Here is a 24,464-nt window from a genome sequence, read left to right as displayed (position 1 = left end):
TGTTGAGTTCGCGTAGAATTTACGCGAACTCATTCTTTTTTGTCCAAAGTCCAATGATTTAGTTTGATAAAAATCTCTCGACCCACCACTGTTGTTACTAAGCCTACACTTCCCCAACCCGCCCATTTCAAAAATTCTCTCCTGTCTATTATTGGTGGGTATTTTTGAGATGATCCAGTTCCAGTTTGTGTGTTTGGTCTGTGTCCAGTAATTCCCCAAATCAACTGTTCCATTGGATCAGGATGTTGCTGTCGAAAATCTACCCAAGTTAAACCTTGAAGAAATAAAGGTAGTTGTGGCTTTGTAGGAGCATTTGATAAAAGTACCGGAATAACCGGACATTGCCTATTCACAAATGCTCTTAGAAACGCATCAACTTCTTGACTTTGCCAAGGGCCAAATCCTGATTTTCCTACAAAAACTGCTGCGGATGCAATCTGGTTGATCTGCTGCTCTAATGCACGTTGCCAAGAAAAACCAGGGCGTAAATGCCAAATGTCCAGCCAAGGTTTAATTCCCTTGTCTTGTAACTGCTGGGCAACTTGAATAACCGCAGGCTTATCCTTACTATTGTGGCAAAGAAACACATCAAACTGTTCCACTTATCACTCTCCCACGTCTGCGACAATTGCCAAAGTCTTGAGAATGACAAAAGGCAGACTTACAGATACGGTTTTGAATACAATGCGATCGCGCATATATAACTAAGCAAATTTAATTAATTCTCTATGATGATTATAAAACTCTGGTAAAATGCCCCAACACAAGCAAAATCAAAGCACCGATGTTCTATAAAATTCTTGATTATATTCAGCGATCGCACCCTGGATTTATCAATCAAAATGTCAAACTAATCAAAGTCTGCTGGTAAATCTGGGTTGCGGTAATGTTGAAAAAGTCGGGTGATTTGTGCTGATGTTACACGCCCAATCGATAATTCGGGAATTTCATTTTCCAGGAAAAAACCCACTGCTTCTGTCTCAATGCTGGGTGTGGGGGAACCGCCAATCAGTTCGCACAGAAAAAATAGTTTGTAAATGTAATGGGGATAGGGTGGATGTCCTTGTCTATTTCTGTCGTAGACTGCTAGGAGTTTGACAGCGCGTGTCAGATATCCTGATTCTTCAAATATTTCTTTGACGACTACTTCACTGGGTGAAAAACCAATATCAGCCCAGCCACCAGGTAATGTCCAACAACTGTCAACTCGTTCTTTTACCAGTAATATACAATCATCGCGAAATACTGCACCGCGCACATCTACTTTGGGAGTCGCATATCCGACATCACGATCAAAGAGATCCAAAATATAACTCAGTTCAGCGTTGGTGTGAGTTGCCAAAATTTCCGCCGCGATCGCCTGTATTGCTTGAAACCGTTCTAGATCATACGGATTTTCAGAAAAAGTTAGCCCAGTTTGAGCGATCGCTTGTAGTTTTTGCGCCCATTCTAACCATTTGGGTTCCATATTTTTTGGGGATTGGGGATTTTGAGAAGACGCAAAGACGCGGTGAGCAAGAGACAAGGGAGAAGTGTTAATAATATCTCCGTGTCTCCGCGTCCCCGTGTCCCCGTGTCCCCTCTTCCCTTATCTCTAATTACGCTTCATCAAGTGCTGCAATTCCAGGTAATACCTTACCTTCTAGCAACTCTAAGCTAGCGCCACCACCAGTGGAAATATGGCTCATTTGATCGGCTAAACCGACTTTTTCGACTGCTGCTACAGAGTCGCCACCACCGATGATGGTGGTTGCACCGTTTTTGCTGATGTCAGCCAAAGTGTGGGCGATCGCTTCTGTACCAACGGCAAATTTATCAAATTCAAATACGCCCATCGGCCCGTTCCAAACTACTGACTTACAATCAGCCAAAGCGTCTTGGAACAATTTCACAGAGTCAGGTCCAATATCCAAGCCCATCCAACCATCGGGGATGTTCTCAATACTAACGGTTTGAGAATTGGCATCAGCAGCAAATTTATCAGCGACTACCACATCTGTAGGTAACAATAAGCTAACGCCCTTTTCTTTCGCTTTCGCTTCCAAAGACTTGGCTAACTCTAGCTTGTCTTCTTCCACCAAAGATTTACCAACACTCAAGCCACGGGCTTTGTAGAAAGTGAAAATCATTCCACCGCCGATGATTAGCTTGTCGCATTTTTCTAACAGTGTTTCAATGACACCAATTTTGCTGGAAACTTTGGAACCACCAATGATTGCAGCTAAAGGACGTTGGGGATTTTCAATTGCACTTTGCAAGTATTGCAATTCCTTTTCAACCAAATATCCAGCCACAGAAGGACTCAAAAATTGTGTTACACCCTCAGTGGAAGCATGGGCGCGGTGTGCTGTACCAAAAGCGTCGTTAACATATAAATCAGCGTTAGCCGCTAATTTCTTCGCAAATTCGGGATCATTTTTTTCTTCTTCTTTGTAAAAACGAACATTTTCCAGCAACATTACTTGTCCGTTTTGTAAAGCCCCGACTTTGGCTGCAACATCATCACCGATGCAGTCATCAGTTTTAACAACTTCTTGTCCTAACAACTCAGAAAGACGTTTAGCAACCGGAGTCAGACGCAATTTTTCATCTACACCCTTGGGACGCCCGAAATGGCTTGCTAGAATCACCTTAGCTCCCTTCTGCACCAAATCTTGGATAGTTGGTAGAGCTGCGCGAATGCGAGTATCATCTGTGATCTTACCTGCATCATCTACAGGTACGTTAAAATCAACCCGTACAAACGCACGTTTTCCAGACAAGTCAGTTGCAGATAAATTTGCTAAAGTTTTCTTTGACACGTCACAAACCTCCTGATTGCCTTTTTGTTATGTTTTACATTTAGTAGACTCTATTCTGTGATTGTACAGGAGTACGTGGTGCAAAGAATTGTTAAGTGATTAGTTTCTTGTTAATTGTCTGCGGTGACAATACCAAAACATATGGATAAATAGCCACTCTCATGCTCTACCAAAAGCAGGAAGCAGACAGTAAACTCTATCAAGCAACAGGTGAATGCAATGTTCAAAAAAGTTCTGTTTCCAATTGATCAAAGTCGGGAAACTCAAGAAGCGATCAATGTCGTGATTGATGTTGTACAAAAGTACAGTAGCCGTTTAGTGCTTTTGAGTGTGGTGGAAGAACCAGATACAGATGCACCAAAAGAGGATGTCGTCATGTCCTCACCAGAAAATGTTGCCAAACTCCTAGAGACAGCTAAAACCGCATTTTCCCAACAAGGAATTCCCACTGAAACAATTGAAAGACAGGGTAAACCCGCATTTGTCATTTGTGATGTAGCTGATGAGGTAGAAGCAAATTTAATCGTTATGGGCTGTCGGGGACTTGGTTTAACTGACGAAGGCGCTCATGAGAGTGTTACAAACCGTGTGATTAATTTGTCTCCTTGTCCGGTGTTGATTGTAACTTAAGGGTGTGAGGGTGTAAGGGTGTAAGGGTGTAAGGGTGTAAGAGTATAGGGGTAGCCCTTTCAAGGTGGGTAAAAATCTTCACAAAAATACCGATTTTTGGTCTTTTCACCTTCGTGTCTTGGTGTCTTGGTGTTTCAAAAGTCGATTTTTTAACCACCCTTACACCCCATACCCTTATACCCCTACACCCTTATTATTTAATCAACCGTTACCCGAAAGCGAATCAAACCAGTCTGTCCACCAGGAATGTTAGCTGGCCCGACAACCACTGCACCTTTATTGTTGCTACCACCACAAATATTGGCAAAATCTTGTAATGGTGCTAGAGGTGATAATACCTGTCCTTGGTTGCTAATTCCATTTACTGAGAGACTATTAGAAACATAGCTTGTACCTGCTGGAATTAGATCGCAGAACCTAGCATTTTGCAGTTGCTGAGTACCATCAGCCAAAAAATAAACTGTGTACTCGACTTGATCACCACTGTTTAAGGGTGGTTGGAGATTAATTTGACCAACAGGCGATCGCCCAGCTTGCTGTAATCTGTCGTCATCATTATTATTGGGGTCATTGATAAAAGTGTTGAAGCTGACACCACTGATCGGCTGATTATTTTTAAAAGCATTGGTGATGCGCTTGACTATCCGCAGATTGGTTTCTCCAGATGCACCTACCTGACCAGGACGGAAACCAAAGTCAATGTTGAGATTTTCGGAGTTAGTGTCAGTTATATTAGCCGTTAAAGTCCTGCTGGTTGTGGCTGTGAAATCACTTGGTTGTGTCACCTCTACAGTGTAGTTACCCGGCTGCAAACCAGTAAACAAATAATTACCGTTGTTATCAGTACGAGTTGTACTCACAACTTGACCAGTACTATTGCGTAGAGTTAAGGTAACATTAGATATTCCTGTATCACCATTATCAGCACTGCCGTTGCCATTTCGATCTGTGAACACAAAGTCCCCGATTGTACCACCAGGCGGTCGGCGCAAGCCAAAATCAACCGTATCTAACGACTGACCGGGATTCAATGTCACATCAGTTTGTCTACCACCACCAGTTGTGACATCTGGTAAGTTAGTAGGAGGAGTGACAGTTACTCTGTAAGGGCCTGCTGGCAAATTGCTAAAAGAATAATTACCGTTGGCATTGGTATTTGTTGTCTGGGTGGTATCGTCGGCAGTACCTAACTGTCCGTCAGGACCTGGTAGAGTTAGAGTGAGGGGAACATTGCCAACTCCTGGTTCGCCTGAATCTTGTTGACCGTTACCATTAGTATCATTAAAAACAGTGTCACCAATACTACCTAGTGGTTGACGCAAGCCAAAATCAACGGTATCTAAAGACTGACCAGGATTTAGAGTCACATTAACTTGCCTACCACCACCAGTTGTGACTTCTGAAAAGTTAGCAGGAGGAGTGACAGTTACTCTGTAAGGGCCTGGGGGCAAATTAGTGAAAGAATAATTACCATTGGCATTGGTATTTGTTGTCTGGGTGGTATCGTCAGCAGTACCTAGCTGTCCGTCGGGTCCTGGCAGAGTGAGGGTGAGGGGAACATTGCCAACTCCTGGTTCACCTAAATCTTGTTGACCGTTACCATTGGTATCATTAAAGACAGTATCACCAATGGAACCTGTTCCCGAAGGCGCACAGATAGTTATATCCGCAATACCTATAGTTTCATCTTGTTGAGGTGTTTGATTTTCGGCGTACGGTAAAGGCCCACTCTCGTAGACAATCCGAATTTGGGTGACAGGTTGAGCAAATGTCGCAAAAACATTACCTAAATTCCTATCATTAGGTGAATTTCCTGGCCCCACACGCGGATCGGCTCCTCGCGCCACATTATTGCTAACTATTTGAGCAACTGCACCAGATCCAATGTTAGTCAGAGTAACTGGTACATTTTGACCTTGATTGGATGCAGTAACTGTAACCTGATCCTGATAAGGAAGTTCGTCTTGGCGATCGCGATCCACATCCAATAATGTCAGTGGAACAGGTAATGTCACTGGTTGAGCAAAAGTGATAGTCAGTGTTGAATTACCTTGTGGACTTTGTGTAGCATCTATTCCCCAGCGCAAATATGGACTATTAATGCCACCATAGGGGCCAGCGACAACCCCGTAGGGAACCGGGCCAATAACTTGAGGTGGTTGATCTCGGATAAATCCTGCTGGGTTTTCCGTCATTTGAAAATTAGTACTAACGCCACCAATGTTGAAAGTTTGATTAAAGTTTGCGGTTTGAAAATTAGTTGTTCCCCAGTTGAGAGTTTCTTGTGTTGTACCAGCTGGACAACTTGCTTGTTGTGCAACAGCTTTTTCATTGGAAATACTTCCTTGCAGAGGAATTTGAGGAATAGCCAATAGCGCTGCTAGCAGCGTACCCCCACAGGGATAAAAATTTAAATGTTTAAATAGAGTTTTCATTTCTTAGTTCCTAAATATTCTATTTGAAAATAGGGATCGGGGATCGGGAATTTGGGAATGAGGAGTGTGGGAAGTGTGGGCAGAAAAATTACTTCCTTGTCCGAGATCCCCGATCCCCAATCCCTACCTTGGAGACTCAATTTGCAAGTCTTGTTCTTGTGGTTCGACGATGAGTTCAATACCTCGTACGTCTTTGTAGATGATTTCTGTACGGCGATCGCGTGCGTAATCTACGCGGCTATTACCTTCTGTTTTCCGTTGGGTTTCACCGAAAGAACGAATGGTCATCCGTTCTGGAGTAATACCCTTACGCAACAGGTAATTTCTCACAGCTAAGGCCCGACGTTTACCCAGTGCCAAGTTATACGCATTGCTGGCGCGAGGGTCAGTGTGACCTTCTAATTCGACAACGATGAAAGGATATTTTTGCAATACTACTGCTACCCGATCTAAGACAGCAGCACTTTCTGCACTAATAAAGGATTTATCTAAGGCAAAGTGGACGTTATTTGGTGCTTGGATGCGGATAGTTTCTGGTGGTTCTGGTGGTGGTGGGGGTGGTGCTGGTGGTTCTGGTGGTGGTGGGGGTACTGGTCGAGAAGTACACTGTGGAGGCTGGTTTGGTATAGAACTGGGCTGCAAATTCGGTTTTGTGCCATCAGTGCCAATAATTGCTGCTAGGGCTGGTTCCGATGTCCCATATTGCGGATCGGTGGCGATCGCACTGACTACATCTCCTGTTTGCAAGTTCTCGACTGTGGCGCTAAAGTTACCACTCTGATCTACAGGTACAGTTGCCAATGGTTGACTTAATGCACCGTAACCCCGTTGATAATCACCTAAGCGGTAAATTGTTACTTGCGAACCGCGATCTGCTTTACCCTGCAAAGTAACATTGTTAGCTGTGGGCGGAAATGCCCTTTGCTTAAATTCGGGAGCATTAATCGCCCCATTCCCAGTTTCGAGGCGACGGTTAGGGGAATCACGGCGCGGGTTGGGGCCATCTCCCACTTGAAAGTCGCTCACATCCAGATTTTGCTCGGTATTCAGGTCAATACTCAAACCTTCTAACGCCGCAAATTTATTATTTTGAATGATATTCTTAACACCAGGTTTTCTCTGACCAACATCATTTCTGGGAAAAGCCGACACCACGACCCCCGGTCCAGCTTGATAGTCAATTTCATTACCAACTACCTGGTGATTACTACCCATCAGGTAAATTGCTGACCTGCGTAAGCGTCTGCCGTTGTAAGTGATTTTGTTATTCTGAATTGTTACGCCACCTTGGGGTTTGAATAAATACACACCAGCCCCATCGTTTCCACAAATCAAATTACCTAAAATTTGCGACTTGTTTACCAAACCTTCAAATCTCAAGGCATCAGGCATCCCGGCAATACCATTAGCAACGAGAATATTTTCTTGCACTACCGTATTTTCACCACGTACTGATGTAATTACAGCACTGCCATCATGGTAATAAATTCGGTTACGCCGGATTGTTGTTCCTTGGGAGTTAAAAACATAAACCCCAAATGCTGAGGTTTGCTCTGGCATTTGCTCATTAGTTGTTAATCCCAGCCAGTTGTTTTCAATCACAACATTTTTGGGTGGCACGTCAGAGGCGCGGAAGGGAAAACTATCATTGGGCGGTTTTTGACGGCTGATATCTGGAGGTGGGAAACGGTGAGCAATGACAATATCCCCTGGTGGTGTAGTGAGAGTTACTGGCTTGGGATCAGTGTCAAAAGCCAAATTTCCCAAAATCTGTTTGATCGGTTTACCCGTAAAACCGTAAATGCTCAAGCCGCGAATCGTCACACCATCAGCAACTACAGTCAATCCACGCAAAATCTCTTTATTTGCTGCGGGAGTGATTGCTACTACTGGAACAGGAATGGCAATTTCCGCCGTTGCTGAACCTTGTGAATCGTATCCTGGTTGAGTTGAGCCATCGATAACTAATCCGGGAGTGGCTAAATCTGGTAGTTGTGTTTGTAACTCGATGGTAGTTGTAGCAGCAGGTAAATTAAACTCAATTCGAGAACCACCGCCTGTGGTTGGTGTAACCTGTGCTTTTTCGGCTGCACTGAGTTTTGCTGTTGGTAGTGTACCATTGACGATCGCGATCGCTTCCCGTAAAGTCACAGCATTATCAGGCGTAGGACTCCCATCTTGACTGCTATTTACCACCACTCGCACAGCAGGAGTGGGGGTTTGAGCAAAAGCAACTTCTGGAGGTAAAAGGTACACAGTTAAAGGTAAAAGGTAAATTATTCCTTTTGCCTTTTGCCTTCTTTCTTTCAACTTGGACATTACTCACTCCTATGGCACCACGTATGAAAACAATGAAGTAGGATAGGATGAAATTTTTTCATCCTTTACCTTCAGCCTTCAGCCTTTCTTTTAGCGCCTGTTTCTGTTTCAAACGCTGAATCAATTTACTTTGGGATGTCTGTTTTCCAGGTTCGGTTTGCGCCGTTGGGATTTCCGACTCTTGTTCTTGCTTAGGTACTGGTTTTTGTAAACCAAAGCCGCCTAAAAGTTCGTTTAACTTCAGGCTGATATTCACATAGAAACCACCTTCGGAACGATAACCAGTAAAGTCGCGGTCATCCACACTGCCAAAGCTGTAACCGACACCCAAACGCAAATCAGGAGTGACGTAATATCCAGTTTCCACTGCAACACCGAATTCGTCGTAGTCAGTACCGCTATTAGAGTTTTGTCCAATCCATCGTCCTTCAACAGCTAAGTCGTTGCGATAACCGAGTCGATAAGCTGCCCGCAACTGTGCCAAGTTTGTACTACCGTCATATCTCTCATCGTCAAAGTAGGTGACGCCATTACGGAAAGCATATTTACCATAGAACTCCCAGCGCCAATTCGGGGCATAAATACCCTCTGCCGAAAGAATATGACCTGTGGCTGTACTACCTGTAAGTTGAGTTTCTGGAATCGAATCAAAGTTTTGCCGCCACTCGTATTTCAATAGTCCGTTGAATTTGTCGTTGGTGGGGTCGCGGTATGCCAAACCGATTTTTAGATTAGCTGTGTCTCCCAGTTCTTGGAATCTAATCCCATCTGTATCGATACTATTGACGGTGCTAGGAAGGTAGATGTTGGCTTCTCCTGCTTGTTGGAAGCGGACTAAAGCTGTTAAAGCTGGAGAGATTTTTCCAGCTGCGGCGGCGGAAATTACCAGGTTATTGCCTTGATCTCCATCACGATATTCAAAATCGGCGCGGGCTTTGATATCAGGATTGTCGGTGTATTCAAACCCCAGGCTGTAGACGGAACCAGAAAACAGTCCCAAAGTCGAAGCAGTTTGCCCGACTGCGTAGTATTGCGGATATCGGTCTCCGGCTGCTGTACCATTAAAGATATTCTTGAATACGTATTGATAACCTAAATTGACTTTTAATCCGGGAGCAACCTTCCAACCGTGAGCAACGCCGAGAGCGCCTTGTCCCTGCAAGCCACCAAAGCCAGAGAGTACAGAATAACGACCCAGCAGGGAAGTATCATCTGATAATTTTTGATCCACAATCGTGTCTAGGGTGGTGAGGGAATTCCCTGGCAGTAATTCGCTGTCATCATAAAATTGGTGTGCCAATCGGAATGTCACTCCCTCAGCAGCTTTCCAGTCCAAACCTAAAGTAGTCCTGTTGGGATACAAGGGGTCAGAGTCACCCAAATTCAGTTCGTTTTGGGCTTGAAAAGTCAAGGTATCTGTCAATGGGAACTTCAAACGGGATACAATCTGACTCGCATCACCATCTAAGTCATTACCAACACGGTCATCACGAGAACGGTTGACGTATTCCAAGCTGAGATCACTATTACCCAGCTTTTGCAGAATTCCGGCTCGGAAGGTTCTCAGTTCATTACTGACTCGTTCACCAGGACGGTTTTGTGGCTGTGGGTCGAATAAATCAAAGAAGCTAGTAATGGAAGTGGGTGCAGTACCATAATTTTCTTCGACGTCGTAGGCAAGTCTAAAGCTAGTCAGGTCACTCAGTTTGGTAAGTAAAGATGCTCCGTAGCGGGTTTGTCCAGGTGTAAAGCTAAAAGTAGCGTTGTTGGAGAAATTCGGCTCGACGGCGCGATAGTAAGCTTGACCGAAAAGATTTTCTGTGATGTTGCCAAAAGCCTCTAAGCGGTAAGCATTACCACTGGCTTCTTCCCCAGTAATCAGATTGTTATTCGAGTGGGCAAATTCTCCTACTATCTTGCCTGCATTTCCTAAAGATACTAAGAAATCTCCGCCGAACAGTTCAAAATCTTGGTCGCCTTGATCTTCCCGGAGATAACTAACAGCACCGAAAGTTTTGTTTGTGAAATCGTTGGAGAAGTTATATTGCAGTCGTCCACCCAGGAGGTTGGAGTCTTCACCGCCTTCATTTTGGTAGGTAACGACAATGCGTCTAGTGAGAGTTGAACCGAAGGGGTTGAGTTCTGTGGCAAATACCGGACGATTAAACCGCACTGTCCCGCGATCATAGTCAATCTCGTAATCTGCACCACGCACCATCTGTTTGCGTTCTATCACCGTACCAGGACGGTTAATTTCCTCTGCTTCTAGATAAACAATTTCACTGCCAGGAACTAACAGGCGCTTGGAAAGGAAGTAGTAGCCACCAGTACCATCAGGAACGATGGTATCCCGTTGGAAGCCTTCAATATTGTTGGCGTATAAGCCTGTGATTTGCAGGTTGCCCAGGTTGTAGTTAGCTTTGAAACCGTGGAGTTGGCGAGAGGTAGCTGTATACAGTTGGGAGGCGCGAGCAAATTCATTGGTGGTGTAGTCGCCCCACATGAAGTAATCTGGTTCCGCTCCCACAATCGAGGGAGTACGTTCTAAACGAGCGTAGAAACTGTCAATCGAAGGGGTGGTGGGGGTAGCAGTGGAACTATCGCCGTAAACCGGATAGGGTTGTTCGCAGAACTGTGTACCACCAAACAGGCGATTGTTACCTTCACAGTCTTGATTGATGGCGCGATCGCTATTGAATGCACCCGTAAATAACCAATCTCCGATTTTTCCTGTAGCAAAAGCAGCCCCATAAAAATCTACGGTTGTGCCTTTGTCTATCTCGTCCGGATTGAGAAATTCTTGCAAGCTTCCCCAATAGTTTGTTCCTCCTGGCCCAATCCGCAAATTCAGTACTCCTGTCACTAGGGAAGGACGAAGATAGGTACTGAATTCAACTTGAGTGTAGGCTTCTATGGGTACTTGGGCAAATTCCTCTAGCCAGGAATTATCTGTCTGTTGGGGAAAACTAGGATTTTTGATATCACCCAATTCTCTCGGAACATTGAGCGATTGTTTTTTGATCTTGTCGATCGCGGCTCGAATCCGGACTTGTTGGGGTTTGATGTCTGATTGTAAGGTGGCGATGAATTCCCCATCAATCACACGCACCTGAAACCCGCCCTGGTCTTTGTCTTGGTCTGCACCAACAAATTTCCCGGCACTAGTGGTTAAGGTCGCGATCGCATCTTTGCGGATAATCTCACCTTTTTCATCAATTATTCTTCCTTGCAGTTTAATTGTGGAACGTCCATCGGCTTGCACACGTGGATCGCCTACAGGTGCGATTTCCAGTGTGACTTTTGATTTGTCTGGAGTCGTCGCAGGAGTAGTTATTGGTGAATTATCAGTTGGTGGTGGTGTTGTCTGTGGTGCTGGAGAAGTTGGTTGTTGTTGAAGTGGCGAATTGGGGTTTTGTTGAAATTCAGTTGTCGGCTCTTGCTGAAATACCGAGTTAGGATCACCGGAAGATGGAGAATTCTGGGCAATCAGGAGAGGGGAAGACGTGGATATTTGTTTCTCTGTGTCTTCACGTCCCCGTGTCGAAGTGTCTCCCTGTTTTCCAGAGACTACACTGGCAAAAACTGCGTTGGGAGAAACAAATAGTAAGGAAAGACCAAAAAGGTAAAAGAAAGAATTTTGATTTTGGCAAAGCTTTTTTATTTTTTTCATCGTTTCCCCCCTGAGAACGCAGGCGTAACCCCAAAATTGACTCTTGCCAAGCCACTGGGTGCTAGTTTGACCAAGCGAGACTGGCTGTTGCTTTCGATAAAGTATTTATTCGGTGCCAGTGCATACCCAGGTAAGCTAGTCAAATCTAGGGCTGCTGTCCGATAACCAGCAATGACATTGGCTAAGGAGAATAAACCATTGGCATCGGTAACAATCCGGTTGCCATCATCCAGATAAATCACAGCATTCGGTATACCTGGCTCGTTCGGCTGCTGTTCACCGTCAAAGTTTTTATCGACAAATACACGTCCAATTAAGGTGCCACAGTCAGACAAGATACCTGGTCGAATTCGTAAAACATAACTGGCTTGATTACTGGTAAGATTACCTGCTCTAGCTTGGGCTGTGTTTCTACCATCCCCCCGAATTGCATCTGGTGTAACCTCAGCAGCATAGTTGACTATCAAGCTTTGATTGGGTTGGAGTCCTTCATTGGAGTTGATGGTTACTGTGCGACTAGAACCATTTGTTGCACTCAAGCTTACAGATCTATTTCCTATCGAACCCTTGAGCGATTTGGAAATAAAGCGCATTCCCAAGGGTAATCTATCTGTAATTGATATTTGGTTGGTTGCGGAGTTCCCAGTATTGCGAATCGTCAGAGTATAGATGACTGTGTCACCCGGTTCGGCAGCTGCTCTGTCTGCTGTTTTGATGATTTCTAGCGCTGCTTGACTAGCGCTCAAAGTCACTTCATTGGAGTTAACAACCCTTCCTGTGGGACTATCAGGAAGATTATCCGCACTACCACGAGCAGTATTTGTGATGACGCTTGTTTGAGAAAAAGCTGGGAAAATCCCGAAAGTAAAAATACTAAAAATGTAAAAAGGACAAAAGAGGCTCCAATGCCTCAACCCTGAAATTTTAGAAGTCATTGGAAGGCATTAATTAATAACAGCAGTTTTTCCAATATTTAGGGTTTTTAATCAAAAAAACCACAATTATTGTGATTTTCAAACAATCTCAACTACGTCTGTTAAATAGCTTACGTATAACAGCGTTGGAGAATAATTCAGTTAAACCACAAATTATTTTGAAGTCACTCAAGCTTGCTAGTGGCTAGGAACTTCTTCTCTATTGGCTTGCAAAATAAATCTTGCGAGTAGGATAGAAAGACAACAGACTGAATTGTTTATTTGATGATGGAATCGCAATTTCACCGCCCTTGAGTAAGATTATTTTTTTGTGATGGGAGTCTAATTATCCCAGATTTGTGACTGTAAATAACGCAGATGTTTAAATAAACTGACAAATACTGTTTGTAAACTGTATTGTCATGAGATAACACCACTGATAACCTTACTCTGATTAAATAGCATAGCTATTACAGCACTATCGTTGCAGCGAAGATATGCCAGCAACGAAGGAATAAAGCAATAATTAGCTCTATTAAATAAAGCACAAACTTATTTTAAAGTTTTGTCTTTACAGCACTGAACTCTTACGAAGTCACAACTAGGGAGAACTTTCATTAAATTGATTGGCAAATACAGAGATCATGAATTAGGTGATGGGAGAATTCCGCTATCAACCTAATTGATGGTCACACAGTAACGATAGTTATTCAACCTGGCACTTAAGTTAATACGTTTCGGATGCAAAATCTCAAAAACGCTGTTCTCAATCAGCCAAGCTAAATTTTATTTTTAAAATCGCACTTCAGTAATATTACCCACAAATGAATTATTAGCAATCAGGGTTATAAAAATTTCTTCAGTATTTTTTCTTATCTTTACAAAAGGAATCTTATGCGTATCCGAACATTTCCTGAGAAAATTGAATAAACGTTAAATAAAATACTGTGGTTTTAATGGATTTAATATTCAAAACAGACTATATATAAGTTACCAAATTCTTGATATATCTTTATTCAGAAAATGTTTAATCTAATTCTATAAATTTCATATCATAATTTTTATTTACGCTTTGGTATTTTAATTTACAGTTACTTAATTTTCTATACAATGTGTAGTCCAGTTTTTTTCTCCGTATACAATGTAAGAAAAAGTAATAGTAATAATGCTCAATACTGAATTAGCCATAACTAAGTTAGGACAGACAATTGTGAAACTGTCCACTTATATATACAGACATTTTTATGTATTTCTCTTGCTAGAGAAATAAGATTATAAAAACTAATGCTTTTTGGCAATCCAAAATGATTAATAAATATTTACAAAAAAATATCTATAAAAGTTATTTTGTAAGGAAACACAAATTCACTAATGACAGGCTTGGTTTTTCGATTTCAAATTCAAAGCCTATTTATAGAATAAGTATTGAGTCAGAGTGTGATTATATCAAAAAATATTGTCATTCACGAAAACAACACTTATATTCTTATGAAGCGTCTTGTATCGACACTCCCCGGTGGTGCATACACGGGAATTTTTGTTTGCAATTAGATTTAGTACAGGAAAAAAATAAAAAAATTTAGAAGCGCAGGCAAATTTTTGCAGGGTACACGAATGCACACCGACGACACTGTAGTTTATTTAAAACCACAAGTTCTGTACTTTATTCTTCTAGACAACTAATCTAATAGGTGTCGTCATATTCTGGTGCGTCAACTCGTCTTGCTTCGCTACGGGGTGGTAGGAATTCAGCTCGACGTACAGGAGCTAAAGGTGGTGTGGGGCCGTTGTAGGGATGAATCACCTGAACTGTACGAGGAGAACGTTGTTTAGGAGAGAATAAAGATAATACTCCAGCTACGACAATACCACCACCAATGGTGAGGGACATACCTCCCACAGCCCAAACTATAGGTGAAGACCACCAGCGATTTTGAGATTGCTGTTGCTGCTGTTGCTGCTGTTGCTGCTGCAACTGTGCTGCGGCGTTTTGATTTTGTTGGAATTGCATCTGATAGTTGTAAGCAGCCTGCTGCATTTGAGCTTGCATCTGCTGAACTTGGGCTTTGAGTTGGTCGTTTTCCCGCTTGAGTATGTCATTTTCCATCTTTACTCGTTCGATGGCGACACGTTCATCAGCATTCGGGCTTACGGGTGAAGGTTGGGGGAGTGCTGGGTAAGGTTGGTAGTAAGGTGTTTGTTGTTGCGGCACTAAATTTGGTATTTGAGGAATTGCAATGTTTGGCTGTTGCAGAGATCCTCCTGTCCCCTTTAGCAACAGGATAGCCGCTAGCCCAGCAACAGCAACGCCGCCGATAAATGCCATACTTTCACTCATCGCCTTTACCCCTATACAGCGACGTCACCAAGGTTTTTTGGAATTTAGACACTCTCACACTCATAAGAATACGCGGTAGGTGGGAAACTCAGTTACTTTAGTTCGTTTTGCTCAAAAGAGCCTCGCTGAAAGCGGTTAAGTTAGCCTCGACAATGTTATTGGTTGGTACTATCCAAAGGACACTGACTTAACCCTTGGGAATCTGTTTAATCCTTTAGTTCTAGAGCAAGGGACTGGCTACGCATCCCCTGGTAGGTTTTTAACTCTTGCCAATAACGTAGTACAAGGGAGTACTTAGTCTGGTCAACTATGATCTCAGTCTTAGGCTGGAAACAAGCGTGTCTTTAGACCTGGGTCGTTGACATAAATGTACACTCTACTGAAATTTACATTACACTCGATACTAAACTACAAAATAATACTCTATTTTTTAATGCCGCATATCTGCTTTATATATTCAAGACTATATTTGTCAAATTGTCTACCAAGCTTAGGGGCAAAACTTGATAAATAGAGACAGGAGAAAAAAGTCAAAAAAAGAAGAGAAAAGAGAAAAGTTTCTCTATGCGAGAGTTTTACTGGTTTATGACTGACGTTTCAGTATATCCATATACTTATTATATTTTTAACCAATTTCTCAGTAATATTTCTGTATCTGTCTCTAAGCTGATTTATGAACTAACGATCGCCTGCTTCAGACTTTGACAAAACGAGGCGATTTCATCTAATCCCTGTTGGGATGTACCTTCGCTAAGTCGTTTGACAAACGCACTACCAACAATAGCTGCATCTGCACCCCAATTTTTGACTTGTTGAGCCTGTTCTGGTTGGGAAATACCAAAACCAACACCTATGGGTTTATCTGTCACACTACGAATTTGTTGGAGCAAATCTGACACTCGCGATTCCATTTGCGATCGCATTCCCGTGACACCTGTGACACTAACTAAATATATAAATCCTTGGGAGGCGTGGGCAATTGCTGCAATGCGTTCAGCAGAACTGGTGGGAGCTACTAGTAAAATTACATCAATGCCAATTTTTGCTGCTGGTTCGAGTAAATTAGCAGCTTCTTCTAAAGGTAAATCTGGGACGACTAAACCAGCTACGCCAGCAGTTGTGATTTGTTGGAGAAAATTTTCTATACCTCGGTTGAGAATAGGGTTGTAGTAAGTGAAGAGAATAATCGGCGATCGCAAACTAGGAGTAGTTGCTTTCACCATTTCTAGTACTTTATCTAAAGTTATTCCCCGTTCTAAAGCACGGGTAGCTGCGGCTTGAATCACTGGACCATCCGCCAGAGGATCAGAGTAGGGAACACCCAACTCAATGATGTCCGCACCACTGCGATCGAGAGTTTGCAAAGCAGCTGCGGTTGTTTCTAAATCTGGATCGCCAGCAGTAATAAATGGAATTAAGGCGCACTTGCGATTTTGTTTGAGGGTTTCAAAGCAGTCAGAAATTACTGTCATTGCTCAAGAGTCATTAGTCATTGGTCATTAGTCATTGGTCATTTGTCCTCAAGTTAATGACCAATGACCAATGACTAATGACCAATGACAATTTTACACCTGTGAATCCTTTTCTTGTTCGATCTCGGCTTGAATTTTTGCAAGTTCTTCGGGCGAGAGTTCGTCTAAGCGCTTTTGGAAATAAGCTTCTTCGTATTTATCGCGCTGTTGATGGTAGGTCATTTTGTGGTTAACAGCCCGGAAAATATAAGTCATCAACCAGCCTATTAACCCACCTACTAGCAAGACTTGACTCCAGATACCTGCTTCTAAATTATCTAGCCCTGCCAATTGCAGCACAAGATATGCCAAGCCACCTGCAAGAAAAACGCCAAAAACAATTCCTAAAGCGTCAAGACGTCGCATAAGTATATGACCTACCAAGTTAATTACGCTTCAACTTGTCGCCGTTTTGGTCGTAAATTTACAAATGGTGACAGAACTAACAAACCCGGAAAGAAGAAGAAGACTAGAAAATACATAAATGCGCGTTCCAGAGAGCTAACTACATACCAACGCTGATTCAGATAGAACAGCACAGCTACGGGTATGACTAACAAATAAGCTCCGGCCAAAACCAAATAAAGCAAAGGTACTATAATTACTTCTTCAATCATTAGTTTTCCTCTTTTCGCAAAAATGGCCAAAGGGTGCATCTGCTTTCATCATAGTACTTCCTTGCACTCCTACTTGTGGGTTATATTGACTTTTGCTGCGCGATTAAAAATACGTCCTTTTCAAGCATTATTATTTTATTTGTTTATGAATGTGTCTTGTTGTGTCTTCGATAAATTTTATAAAATATGCGATCGCAAAAATTCTTTAACTTAGACAAGAAGCGATAACTCTTGCGAACAATATCTAGGAAAAAGTAAGGAAGTCTGAGCCGCAATGGCGAGAATATGGGGCGATATAACCAATAGTATGCTCTTTTGAGGTTGTTCCATTTGGAGCATTTTTCTTCATGAAGAAAATCTGAAATATCTACGACAAATCCCCTACCTTGATGCATCATGACATTACGCCCATGTACATCATGAGGATATAGTCCCCGCCTACGTGCATAGTCTAGGGCCTGGTCAATGTCTTTTATAACTTGCTTGGGGATACGCAGACCACGTTCAATACAGTCATAAAGGGTAACTCCATGTAATCGCTTCAAGATTAAAAAGCCTTCTTTAGCATATAGACATTCAGAGAAAGCGGGGTGAGAACCTAGACGACAATAGACTTCTACCTCTTCCTCAAAACCCGAACGTCCAGGGGCATAAATTTTTACCACCCAGTTTGGGTAGTCTGGATGGTAGATTACTGCGGCGTAATTTCCTGCTCCCAGTTTTTGCCAAGGATGGGGAAGATAGCTGATTTTTACTGGGTCATGGGGATCTATGCTCTCAATCTGTAATTTGGGAATTAACTCTTGGTGAACAGTCTCTATCAGCTGATTTATGAGCGATCTATCCATACTGAGTCCCATGAGAATATTTAAAATGTTAGATATTATACATTAATGCTAAATTATTTCTTGTAAGTGAGTGTTTTCACTTAGTTGTCTGGAGATGAACAATGCTTCACGTCACATTAGACGTATTGGATCACTTATGCGGTAAAGACGTAGCGATCGCCCTAGATAATTTCTTAGTCTCGTAACCAACTAAATAAGTTTTCCACCGTCAAACTCAAATCTTTGGCAAATCCTGGTACTGGTAATTGTATCTCTCGTTGATCATAAAAAGTTGTTGGTTGATCTGGCAGATATACAAACACCTCAAGATTTTCAGTTGTTATTGTACAAGTTCTGATCGCACAAAAAAGCAGAGACGTACCAATGGCACGTCTCTAAAGATAACTTACTATTCTATTGCCTACCTTTTAGCTAACTTCTTCGCCATCTTCCGCAGACGAATTGATTGAGGTGTAACTTCCACCAATTCATCAGGACCGATGTATTCCAAAGCACGCTCTAAGCTCATTTCTACTGGTGCTTGCAACTGTACTAACTCGTCACCACTAGCGGCGCGATGGTTGGTAAGCTGCTTGGTTTTGCAGACATTCAAATCTAAATCTTGGGGACGGTTGTGTTCACCAACAATCATACCCTTGTAGACTTTTGTACCAGGTATAATAAAGAATACACCTCTATCTTCAGCATTTCTCATGGCGTAGAAGGTAGAAACCCCTTCTTCAAAGGCAATCAGCACACCTTTATTACGAGCTTCAATATCTCCACTGAGTTGGCGGTAATCTAAGAAACTGTGGTTCATAATCCCTTCCCCCCGTGTCATCCGCATGAATTCACCCCGGAATCCTATTAAACCACGGGCGGGAATGACAAACTCTAGTTGAGTGCGTCCGTTACCACCGACTTGCATATCTTGCATTTCACCGCGACGTTGTCCGAGGCGTTCAATACAGCTACCAACACCATCTTCAGGAACATCCAATACTAGAAGTTCGTAAGGTTCACAGGGTTGACCATTAACTTCGCGGTAAATTACCTGTGGCTGAGACACTTGGAACTCGTAGCCTTCACGGCGCATGGTTTCGATTAAGATACCCAAATGTAATTCACCACGACCGGAAACCAAGAATTTGTCGGGAGAGTCGGTTTCTTCAACGCGGAGGGCGACGTTGGTTTCTAGTTCGCGGAAAAGGCGATCGCGTACTTGTCGAGATGTCACCAACTTACCTTCTTGACCAGCAAAAGGTGAATCATTCACCCAGAAGGTCATTTGTAATGTTGGTTCATCAACTTTGATCAATGGTAAAGCTTGGGGTTCGTTGGGATCAGTGATTGTTTCACCGATATTCGCATCAGCAAAACCAGCTACAGCCACAATATAACCAGCAGAGGCTTCTTCCATTTCGACTCGCTTCAAACCTTCAAAGCCCATCAATTTACTGATTTTAGCCTTGACAATGTTACCACTTTCTGTAACCAAAGCCGCTTGCTGTCCCATACGGATTACACCGTTGTGGATTCTACCAATGACAATTCGTCCCAAATATTCAGAATAATCAAGGGTAGTAACTTGTAATTGTAATGGTTTGTTGACATCCCCTACTGGTGGTGGAACATGACGCAAAATAGCATCAAATAAGGGTTGCATGTCCTTGGGTTCGTCATCCAAGTCGTCTTTAGCGTAACCACTTAAACCAGAGGCGAACAAATAGGGAAAATCACATTGGTCTTCGTCTGCACCCAGTTCTAGGAACAGGTCTAAGACTTTATCGATTGCGCCGTAAGGATCTGCTTGTGGACGGTCAATTTTATTGACAACGACAATCGGGCGGAGTCCCTTTTCTAAAGCTTTCTTCAATACAAAGCGGGTTTGTGGCATTGGGCCTTCATTGGCATCTACAATCAGGATGCAACCGTCAACCATGCCAAGAACCCGTTCCACTTCGCCACCAAAGTCAGCGTGTCCGGGAGTGTCAACAATATTAATCAGTGTTTCTTTGTATTTAACAGCCGTATTCTTTGAAAGAATAGTAATACCTCGTTCCCTTTCCAGAGCGTTCGAGTCCATGACACAATCCGGAACGTCTTCCCCTTCACGGAAAATGCCGGATTGTTTGAGAAGAGCATCAACGAGGGTTGTTTTGCCGTGATCTACGTGGGCGATAATAGCGACGTTACGGATTGGGAGCGTCATAATAAGGGCGTTCCAGTACTTTAAAGGGGTTACAGTTTATATATAGTGGTGGACTGCTTTAACAGAATTTGAGGGAAAATACAGATTCTGTAAATAAGCCTTAACAATTCTACAATTCTATCGTAATCTAAATTATTCCAAGGCAACGAAAAAGCTTCAAGCTAGTACCCTTGCACTAACTCATCGTACACCGCTAGCGTTTCTTGATGAACGCGGCCAATATTCAACCACTCTAGGTTTTGATGCGCCTTTGTTTTCCACTCTTGTAGCGTATCTGGATTACTTAGCAATTTCACCAATGCTGCTGCTAAGGAATTAGAATCTTTAGCTGGTACTAAAATACCAGCTTTTCCATTATCCAATGCTTCAGGAATTCCGTCTACTTCAGTGGCAACAATAGCGCAACTAGCTTCACGGGCTTCTGACAGGACAAGACCGAAAGGTTCGCGGTGAGAAGCGAGGACAAATATATCACAAGCTAGTAGATAACGCTGGGGTTCTGGTTGAAAGCCTTCAAAATGGATACGCGAACTGACTACTGTTTTGTTTGCTTGTTCCTCAAATTCATGGCGATTAGGCCCGTTTCCAATCAAATATAAATTTGCTGCGGGATAATCTGAAGCTATTTGCTCAAAAGCTGCGATTAACTCGGCTATACCTTTACGATAATACATTCCTGCCACAGTAGCGATCGCTGGATGTTGTAAAGGTAAAGCTTCATACTCCTGTAATGGACGATTGCGTGGACTTCCCAACGTACCATTACACACTACCCGCAATTTATCTTTAGAGATCCCACGCCGCAGCATAGCCTCGGAAACTGCTTTACTAACAGCAATTACTCGATCAGCTAGACCCATAAATATACTGCTGCGTTGAAATTCGTTATGTACAGTGGAAACTAAACCATATCTATTTTTACCTTTATTTCTCAGCAAAGCTGCTAGTATCACTCCTGTCATCATATGAGCATGAACGATATCTGGCTGAAATTCTTTGACAATTGCCTGATAACCAATAGCAGCTTTGATGAGATTTATTGGTTTACGTGTTTGATCTAAAAGATAGTGTTTAACACCATAACTTGCTAGTAAATTTTCGTATCCCCCACCACCAGAGATTACTGCTACCTCATGACCATCTTTTGCTTGTAAACAAGCCAGATCAACAGCTACATTGACAATTCCGTTACCAATTTCCTGAACTTCATTTAATATATGTATAATTCGCATAATCAATCATCTTTTTTTATACAAGTAAGTTGGGACAGATAAAGCTAATTTAGTTGGGGTCGTCATTTGTAATTAGGTAGCGCCAAAAAATCATAACTCAATCAATACGCATTTACGAATATGATTGTTTTGGTAATAAAAACGACGTAATGCTACAGCCTGAAACAAAAGCTGCCAAGCTTTCCAAGAAAAAATAGAGGGAAAGATAATATTGAATAAATTATGAAAGTTTTTTTGTTTAATAGCTACTATAAACCAATGTAATTTCAAATAATTTTTAATATCTTCAAAATGAGGAATATGAGAATGATGCATTTCATCAACTAAAGCATAAATTTTTTCTTTAATTAAAATATTTGTATGTAAGCGCCGATAAGGAGAAAACTTGTGATTATAAGCACCAGACCAAATGGTGCGGTAAGCAAGGGATTGATTGAGAAAAATCGCGTCTCCAAACTTGACAACATTAATCCAACAATCAATATCATCACAATTAGCATCAAATTTAGAATCCCAACCTCCTGTTTGCAATAAAACATCACGACGGCAAGCTACTTGTACAGGTGTACCAAAAGGGAGAAGTTCTAGCAACATACCATAGTGAATATCAGCTTGGGGGACATAAAAAGCTAGACCAGGCCCTACTTGCGGCGTGCGAGAGAGTTCAACTTCTTTTTCATTTACCTGAATAGCAATACAGGAACAAATAGCTGCTTGAGGTTGGAGTGCGATCGCCCTTGCCATTTCTTCTAGACAATTTACAGCTAAGTAGTCATCATCATCCAAAAACTTAATCCATTCACCGCTAGCTTTACCAATACCAGCATTCACTGTTACTGAATGACCAGAGTTTACCTCATTGCGATAATAGATCAGTTGTGAGTCTCCACTTTGTGACAACTTTTTGATTAAGCTATTGACATACTCTTGCGTACCATCAGAAGAACAATCATCAGCTACAACTACTTCAGTGGCAATGGTCTGATTCAAAGCAGAGTTGATTGCTCTTTTGAGCAAGTCTAAGCGGTTGTAGGTCGTGATGACCACACTAAATTTCATAACACTCACACCTGTGGCAAGGTCATCTTAAATACATCTTCTATTTGACGACACAAGTCCCACAAACGTCACCCTCTAACAAGATTTTAGATTTTGGATTGTTTCGATAAAAAGGGTGTAAGGGTATGGGGGTGTAAGGGTGTAGAAAAAAATTTTTTCATGCATTAGGACTGCCCTCGACTCTAAGGCGATTAAAATTTACTAGACTGAAAAGCAAAAGTAGATTTATTATGGATGATTGTGAGTTTTTGATTGACTATGAACGCTCAAGAGATCATCCGCTCGATCGAAGCGGAACAACTAAAATCCAATCTGCCCGATATATATGTCGGTGACACCGTGAAAGTCGGAGTCAAAATTAAAGAAGGAGAAAAATACCGCGTACAACCCTACGAAGGAGTTGTAATTGCCAAGCGCAACGGCGGAATTAATGAAACAATCACAGTCCGTCGTGTATTTCAAGGTGTTGGAGTCGAGCGAGTGTTTTTGATTCACTCTCCCCGTATCGACACCATTAAAGTCATACGTCGCGGTAGAGTGCGGCGTGCGAAGCTTTACTATCTACGCAATCGTGTCGGCAAGGCTACCCGGATTAAGCAACGCTTTGACCGCCCTTTGTGATAGATAAGTTAAGATATGGGAGAAAAATCAACTATCAAGCGGCATCAGCCGCTATTTGCCCCCCGATCAAAAAAAGTTAACAAAAAATGCCAAATTGCGTTAAACTAGTAAAAGTGAAACGCAATAGCTGAATCAAAAGCAGCACATGCGCTCTTAGTTCAGTTGGTAGAACGCAGGTCTCCAAAACCTGATGTCGGGGGTTCAAGTCCTCCAGGGCGCGCTGTAACTGAGAAGAAATAAACCCAAAAGAAATGCGATCGCCATTATAATAGCGGTGATAATATTTGATTTTGGGTATAATTAAATCTATACTTGTAGCCTCAAGCCTCAAGCTGTTTTAGTTTGAGTACAAGGTACAGTTATAAATAGAAAACTACCAGTTAATAGCTATCAGGCAATGGGGGAGTAAGCGACCGTGGCCAAGAAAAATGAAGCAGAAATGCCAGAAACTAGCAATGGTTTCAGCTTTGGCAACTTCTTTCAAGGAACTAAAGAAGAGTTTGAAAAAGTAGTTTGGCCCAGTCGGAAGCAACTAGTGAGTGAGTCAGCAGCAGTATTGTTAATGGTTTCACTCTCCGCAGCGATAATTTTTTTGGTCGATAAATTCTTTACTTGGGCAGCACAACAGGTATTCGGATGACTTCTGCAACAGACGAAGGTCACAATTTGGCTTTGCAGTCAGATGATAACTCAGAACCTGCGGTAAAACAGCAAGAAGCCCGCTGGTATGCAGTACAAGTAGCCTCTGGCTGTGAAAAGCGTGTTAAGACAAACCTAGAACAGCGCATCCAAACCTTTGATGTAGCTGAAAAAATTGTTCGGGTGGAGATCCCACATACACCAGCAGTGAAAATCCGCAAGGATGGTAGCCGTCAGCACACCGAGGAAAAAGTATTCCCTGGTTATGTACTGGTAAAAATGTTCATGGACGATGACACCTGGCAAGTGGTACGAAACACCTCCCACGTGATTAATTTTGTGGGAGCAGAACAAAGACGTGGTACCGGTAAAGGTCGTGGTCACGTTAAACCAATGCCATTAAGTCATACAGAAGTAGAAAGAATCTTCAAACAGACCACCGAACAAGAGCCAATTGTCAAAATTGACATGGCTACTGGTGATAAGATAGTCGTGCTTACTGGTCCGTTTAAAGATTTTGAAGGTGAGGTCATAGAGGTAAGTCCAGAACGGAGTAAACTCAAAGCCTTGCTGTCGATATTTGGACGAGATACACCAGTAGAATTGGAATTTAATCAGGTTCAAAAACAGAGCTAATTA

At 42.4% G+C, this 24,464-nt stretch carries 20 protein-coding genes and 1 tRNA gene; 5 read left to right on the top strand and 16 right to left on the bottom strand.

The window, feature by feature from the left end; genetic code table 11:
* Positions 1-29: 29 nt before the first annotated feature.
* The 3 genes from AC5JMK_RS11125 to AC5JMK_RS11115 form a co-directional block, all read right to left on the bottom strand.
* Positions 30-602 (bottom strand): toll/interleukin-1 receptor domain-containing protein, encoded by a 573-nt coding sequence (locus AC5JMK_RS11125; protein WP_495910084.1) that lies wholly within the window; start codon positions 600-602, stop codon positions 30-32.
* Between the two features lie 248 nt (positions 603-850).
* Positions 851-1,468 (bottom strand): NUDIX hydrolase, encoded by a 618-nt coding sequence (locus tag AC5JMK_RS11120; protein ID WP_096674096.1) that lies wholly within the window; start codon positions 1,466-1,468, stop codon positions 851-853.
* Between the two features lie 130 nt (positions 1,469-1,598).
* A complete protein-coding gene (locus AC5JMK_RS11115) occupies positions 1,599-2,801 on the bottom strand; it encodes a phosphoglycerate kinase (RefSeq protein ID WP_495910083.1) in 1,203 nt (400 codons plus the stop codon).
* A 219-nt stretch (positions 2,802-3,020) separates the two neighbouring features.
* Between AC5JMK_RS11115 and AC5JMK_RS11110 the strand changes: the two genes are divergently transcribed.
* Positions 3,021-3,431 (top strand): universal stress protein, encoded by a 411-nt coding sequence (locus AC5JMK_RS11110; RefSeq protein WP_096674092.1) that lies wholly within the window; start codon positions 3,021-3,023, stop codon positions 3,429-3,431.
* Positions 3,432-3,628: 197 nt separating this feature from the next.
* On the opposite strand, the gene AC5JMK_RS11105 is transcribed toward AC5JMK_RS11110, so the two are convergent.
* From AC5JMK_RS11105 to AC5JMK_RS11045, 13 genes are all read right to left on the bottom strand, one after another.
* The gene (locus AC5JMK_RS11105) at positions 3,629-5,866 is read right to left on the bottom strand and encodes an SdrD B-like domain-containing protein (RefSeq protein ID WP_495910082.1); all 2,238 of its coding nucleotides are present in this window, start codon (positions 5,864-5,866) and stop codon (positions 3,629-3,631) included.
* 123 nt (positions 5,867-5,989) lie between these two features.
* A complete protein-coding gene (locus tag AC5JMK_RS11100) occupies positions 5,990-8,185 on the bottom strand; it encodes an OmpA family protein (RefSeq protein WP_495910081.1) in 2,196 nt (731 codons plus the stop codon).
* 58 nt (positions 8,186-8,243) lie between these two features.
* A complete protein-coding gene (locus tag AC5JMK_RS11095) occupies positions 8,244-11,855 on the bottom strand; it encodes a hypothetical protein (RefSeq protein WP_495910080.1) in 3,612 nt (1,203 codons plus the stop codon).
* Complete coding sequence (locus AC5JMK_RS11090) at positions 11,852-12,790, bottom strand: CLIPPER-2 domain-containing protein (RefSeq protein ID WP_096674084.1); 939 nt, start codon at positions 12,788-12,790, stop codon at positions 11,852-11,854. The genes AC5JMK_RS11095 and AC5JMK_RS11090 overlap by 4 nt, the downstream gene beginning before the upstream one ends.
* A gap of 1,663 nt (positions 12,791-14,453) precedes the next feature.
* Entirely contained in the window at positions 14,454-15,107 is a 654-nt protein-coding gene (locus AC5JMK_RS11085) for a heterocyst differentiation related protein (RefSeq protein WP_096674082.1), read from the bottom strand.
* Between the two features lie 671 nt (positions 15,108-15,778).
* Positions 15,779-16,579: a tryptophan synthase subunit alpha gene (gene trpA, locus AC5JMK_RS11080; RefSeq protein WP_096674080.1), complete on the bottom strand. Its 801-nt coding sequence runs from the start codon at positions 16,577-16,579 to the stop codon at positions 15,779-15,781.
* Between the two features lie 93 nt (positions 16,580-16,672).
* Complete coding sequence (locus AC5JMK_RS11075; RefSeq protein WP_096674078.1) at positions 16,673-16,984, bottom strand: DUF3007 family protein; 312 nt, start codon at positions 16,982-16,984, stop codon at positions 16,673-16,675.
* A 23-nt stretch (positions 16,985-17,007) separates the two neighbouring features.
* Positions 17,008-17,220, bottom strand: a complete 213-nt coding sequence (gene ndhL, locus AC5JMK_RS11070) for an NAD(P)H-quinone oxidoreductase subunit L (protein WP_495910087.1) — start codon at positions 17,218-17,220, stop codon at positions 17,008-17,010.
* Between the two features lie 158 nt (positions 17,221-17,378).
* Positions 17,379-18,083 (bottom strand): serine/threonine protein kinase, encoded by a 705-nt coding sequence (locus AC5JMK_RS11065; protein ID WP_495910086.1) that lies wholly within the window; start codon positions 18,081-18,083, stop codon positions 17,379-17,381.
* A 173-nt stretch (positions 18,084-18,256) separates the two neighbouring features.
* Positions 18,257-18,385 carry a Uma2 family endonuclease gene (locus AC5JMK_RS11060; RefSeq protein ID WP_495910079.1) on the bottom strand — a complete coding sequence of 43 codons (129 nt, stop codon included), beginning with the start codon at positions 18,383-18,385 and terminating at the stop codon, positions 18,257-18,259.
* Between the two features lie 98 nt (positions 18,386-18,483).
* Entirely contained in the window at positions 18,484-20,274 is a 1,791-nt protein-coding gene (gene typA / locus AC5JMK_RS11055; RefSeq protein ID WP_096674074.1) for a translational GTPase TypA, read from the bottom strand.
* Positions 20,275-20,435: 161 nt separating this feature from the next.
* Complete coding sequence (locus tag AC5JMK_RS11050) at positions 20,436-21,506, bottom strand: glycosyltransferase family 4 protein (RefSeq protein WP_495910078.1); 1,071 nt, start codon at positions 21,504-21,506, stop codon at positions 20,436-20,438.
* 90 nt (positions 21,507-21,596) lie between these two features.
* Complete coding sequence (locus AC5JMK_RS11045; protein WP_096674070.1) at positions 21,597-22,565, bottom strand: glycosyltransferase family 2 protein; 969 nt, start codon at positions 22,563-22,565, stop codon at positions 21,597-21,599.
* A 258-nt stretch (positions 22,566-22,823) separates the two neighbouring features.
* Here AC5JMK_RS11045 and rplS point away from each other — a divergent pair, with 258 nt between their 5' ends.
* From rplS to nusG, 4 genes are all read left to right on the top strand, one after another.
* Positions 22,824-23,186: a 50S ribosomal protein L19 gene (gene rplS, locus AC5JMK_RS11040; RefSeq protein ID WP_096674067.1), complete on the top strand. Its 363-nt coding sequence runs from the start codon at positions 22,824-22,826 to the stop codon at positions 23,184-23,186.
* Between the two features lie 147 nt (positions 23,187-23,333).
* Positions 23,334-23,406 (top strand) — tRNA-Trp (locus AC5JMK_RS11035).
* A gap of 195 nt (positions 23,407-23,601) precedes the next feature.
* Positions 23,602-23,826, top strand: a complete 225-nt coding sequence (gene secE, locus AC5JMK_RS11030) for a preprotein translocase subunit SecE (protein ID WP_096674065.1) — start codon at positions 23,602-23,604, stop codon at positions 23,824-23,826.
* Complete coding sequence (gene nusG / locus AC5JMK_RS11025; protein ID WP_096674064.1) at positions 23,823-24,461, top strand: transcription termination/antitermination protein NusG; 639 nt, start codon at positions 23,823-23,825, stop codon at positions 24,459-24,461. Before secE ends, nusG begins: the two co-directional genes overlap by 4 nt.
* Positions 24,462-24,464 lie beyond the last annotated feature (3 nt).

It is taken from the genome of Pelatocladus sp. (assembly GCF_059505505.1).
Note: the sequence above shows the minus strand (reverse complement) of the source record. Positions and strands in the feature narration are given on the sequence as shown.

What these genes read in the sequence shown, in the direction of transcription:
- rplS (WP_096674067.1), top strand. Translation starts at nt 22,824, where the DNA reads ATGAACGCTCAAGAGATCATCCGCTCGATCGAAGCGGAACAACTAAAA.
- AC5JMK_RS11065 (WP_495910086.1), bottom strand. Translation starts at nt 18,083, where the DNA reads ATGGATAGATCGCTCATAAATCAGCTGATAGAGACTGTTCACCAAGAG.
- typA (WP_096674074.1), bottom strand. Translation starts at nt 20,274, where the DNA reads ATGACGCTCCCAATCCGTAACGTCGCTATTATCGCCCACGTAGATCAC.
- AC5JMK_RS11085 (WP_096674082.1), bottom strand. Translation starts at nt 15,107, where the DNA reads ATGAGTGAAAGTATGGCATTTATCGGCGGCGTTGCTGTTGCTGGGCTA.
- AC5JMK_RS11095 (WP_495910080.1), bottom strand. Translation starts at nt 11,855, where the DNA reads ATGAAAAAAATAAAAAAGCTTTGCCAAAATCAAAATTCTTTCTTTTAC.
- trpA (WP_096674080.1), bottom strand. Translation starts at nt 16,579, where the DNA reads ATGACAGTAATTTCTGACTGCTTTGAAACCCTCAAACAAAATCGCAAG.
- AC5JMK_RS11110 (WP_096674092.1), top strand. Translation starts at nt 3,021, where the DNA reads ATGTTCAAAAAAGTTCTGTTTCCAATTGATCAAAGTCGGGAAACTCAA.
- AC5JMK_RS11100 (WP_495910081.1), bottom strand. Translation starts at nt 8,185, where the DNA reads ATGTCCAAGTTGAAAGAAAGAAGGCAAAAGGCAAAAGGAATAATTTAC.
- AC5JMK_RS11090 (WP_096674084.1), bottom strand. Translation starts at nt 12,790, where the DNA reads ATGACTTCTAAAATTTCAGGGTTGAGGCATTGGAGCCTCTTTTGTCCT.
- AC5JMK_RS11105 (WP_495910082.1), bottom strand. Translation starts at nt 5,866, where the DNA reads ATGAAAACTCTATTTAAACATTTAAATTTTTATCCCTGTGGGGGTACG.
- AC5JMK_RS11075 (WP_096674078.1), bottom strand. Translation starts at nt 16,984, where the DNA reads ATGCGACGTCTTGACGCTTTAGGAATTGTTTTTGGCGTTTTTCTTGCA.
- nusG (WP_096674064.1), top strand. Translation starts at nt 23,823, where the DNA reads ATGACTTCTGCAACAGACGAAGGTCACAATTTGGCTTTGCAGTCAGAT.
- AC5JMK_RS11050 (WP_495910078.1), bottom strand. Translation starts at nt 21,506, where the DNA reads ATGCGAATTATACATATATTAAATGAAGTTCAGGAAATTGGTAACGGA.
- AC5JMK_RS11045 (WP_096674070.1), bottom strand. Translation starts at nt 22,565, where the DNA reads ATGAAATTTAGTGTGGTCATCACGACCTACAACCGCTTAGACTTGCTC.
- AC5JMK_RS11120 (WP_096674096.1), bottom strand. Translation starts at nt 1,468, where the DNA reads ATGGAACCCAAATGGTTAGAATGGGCGCAAAAACTACAAGCGATCGCT.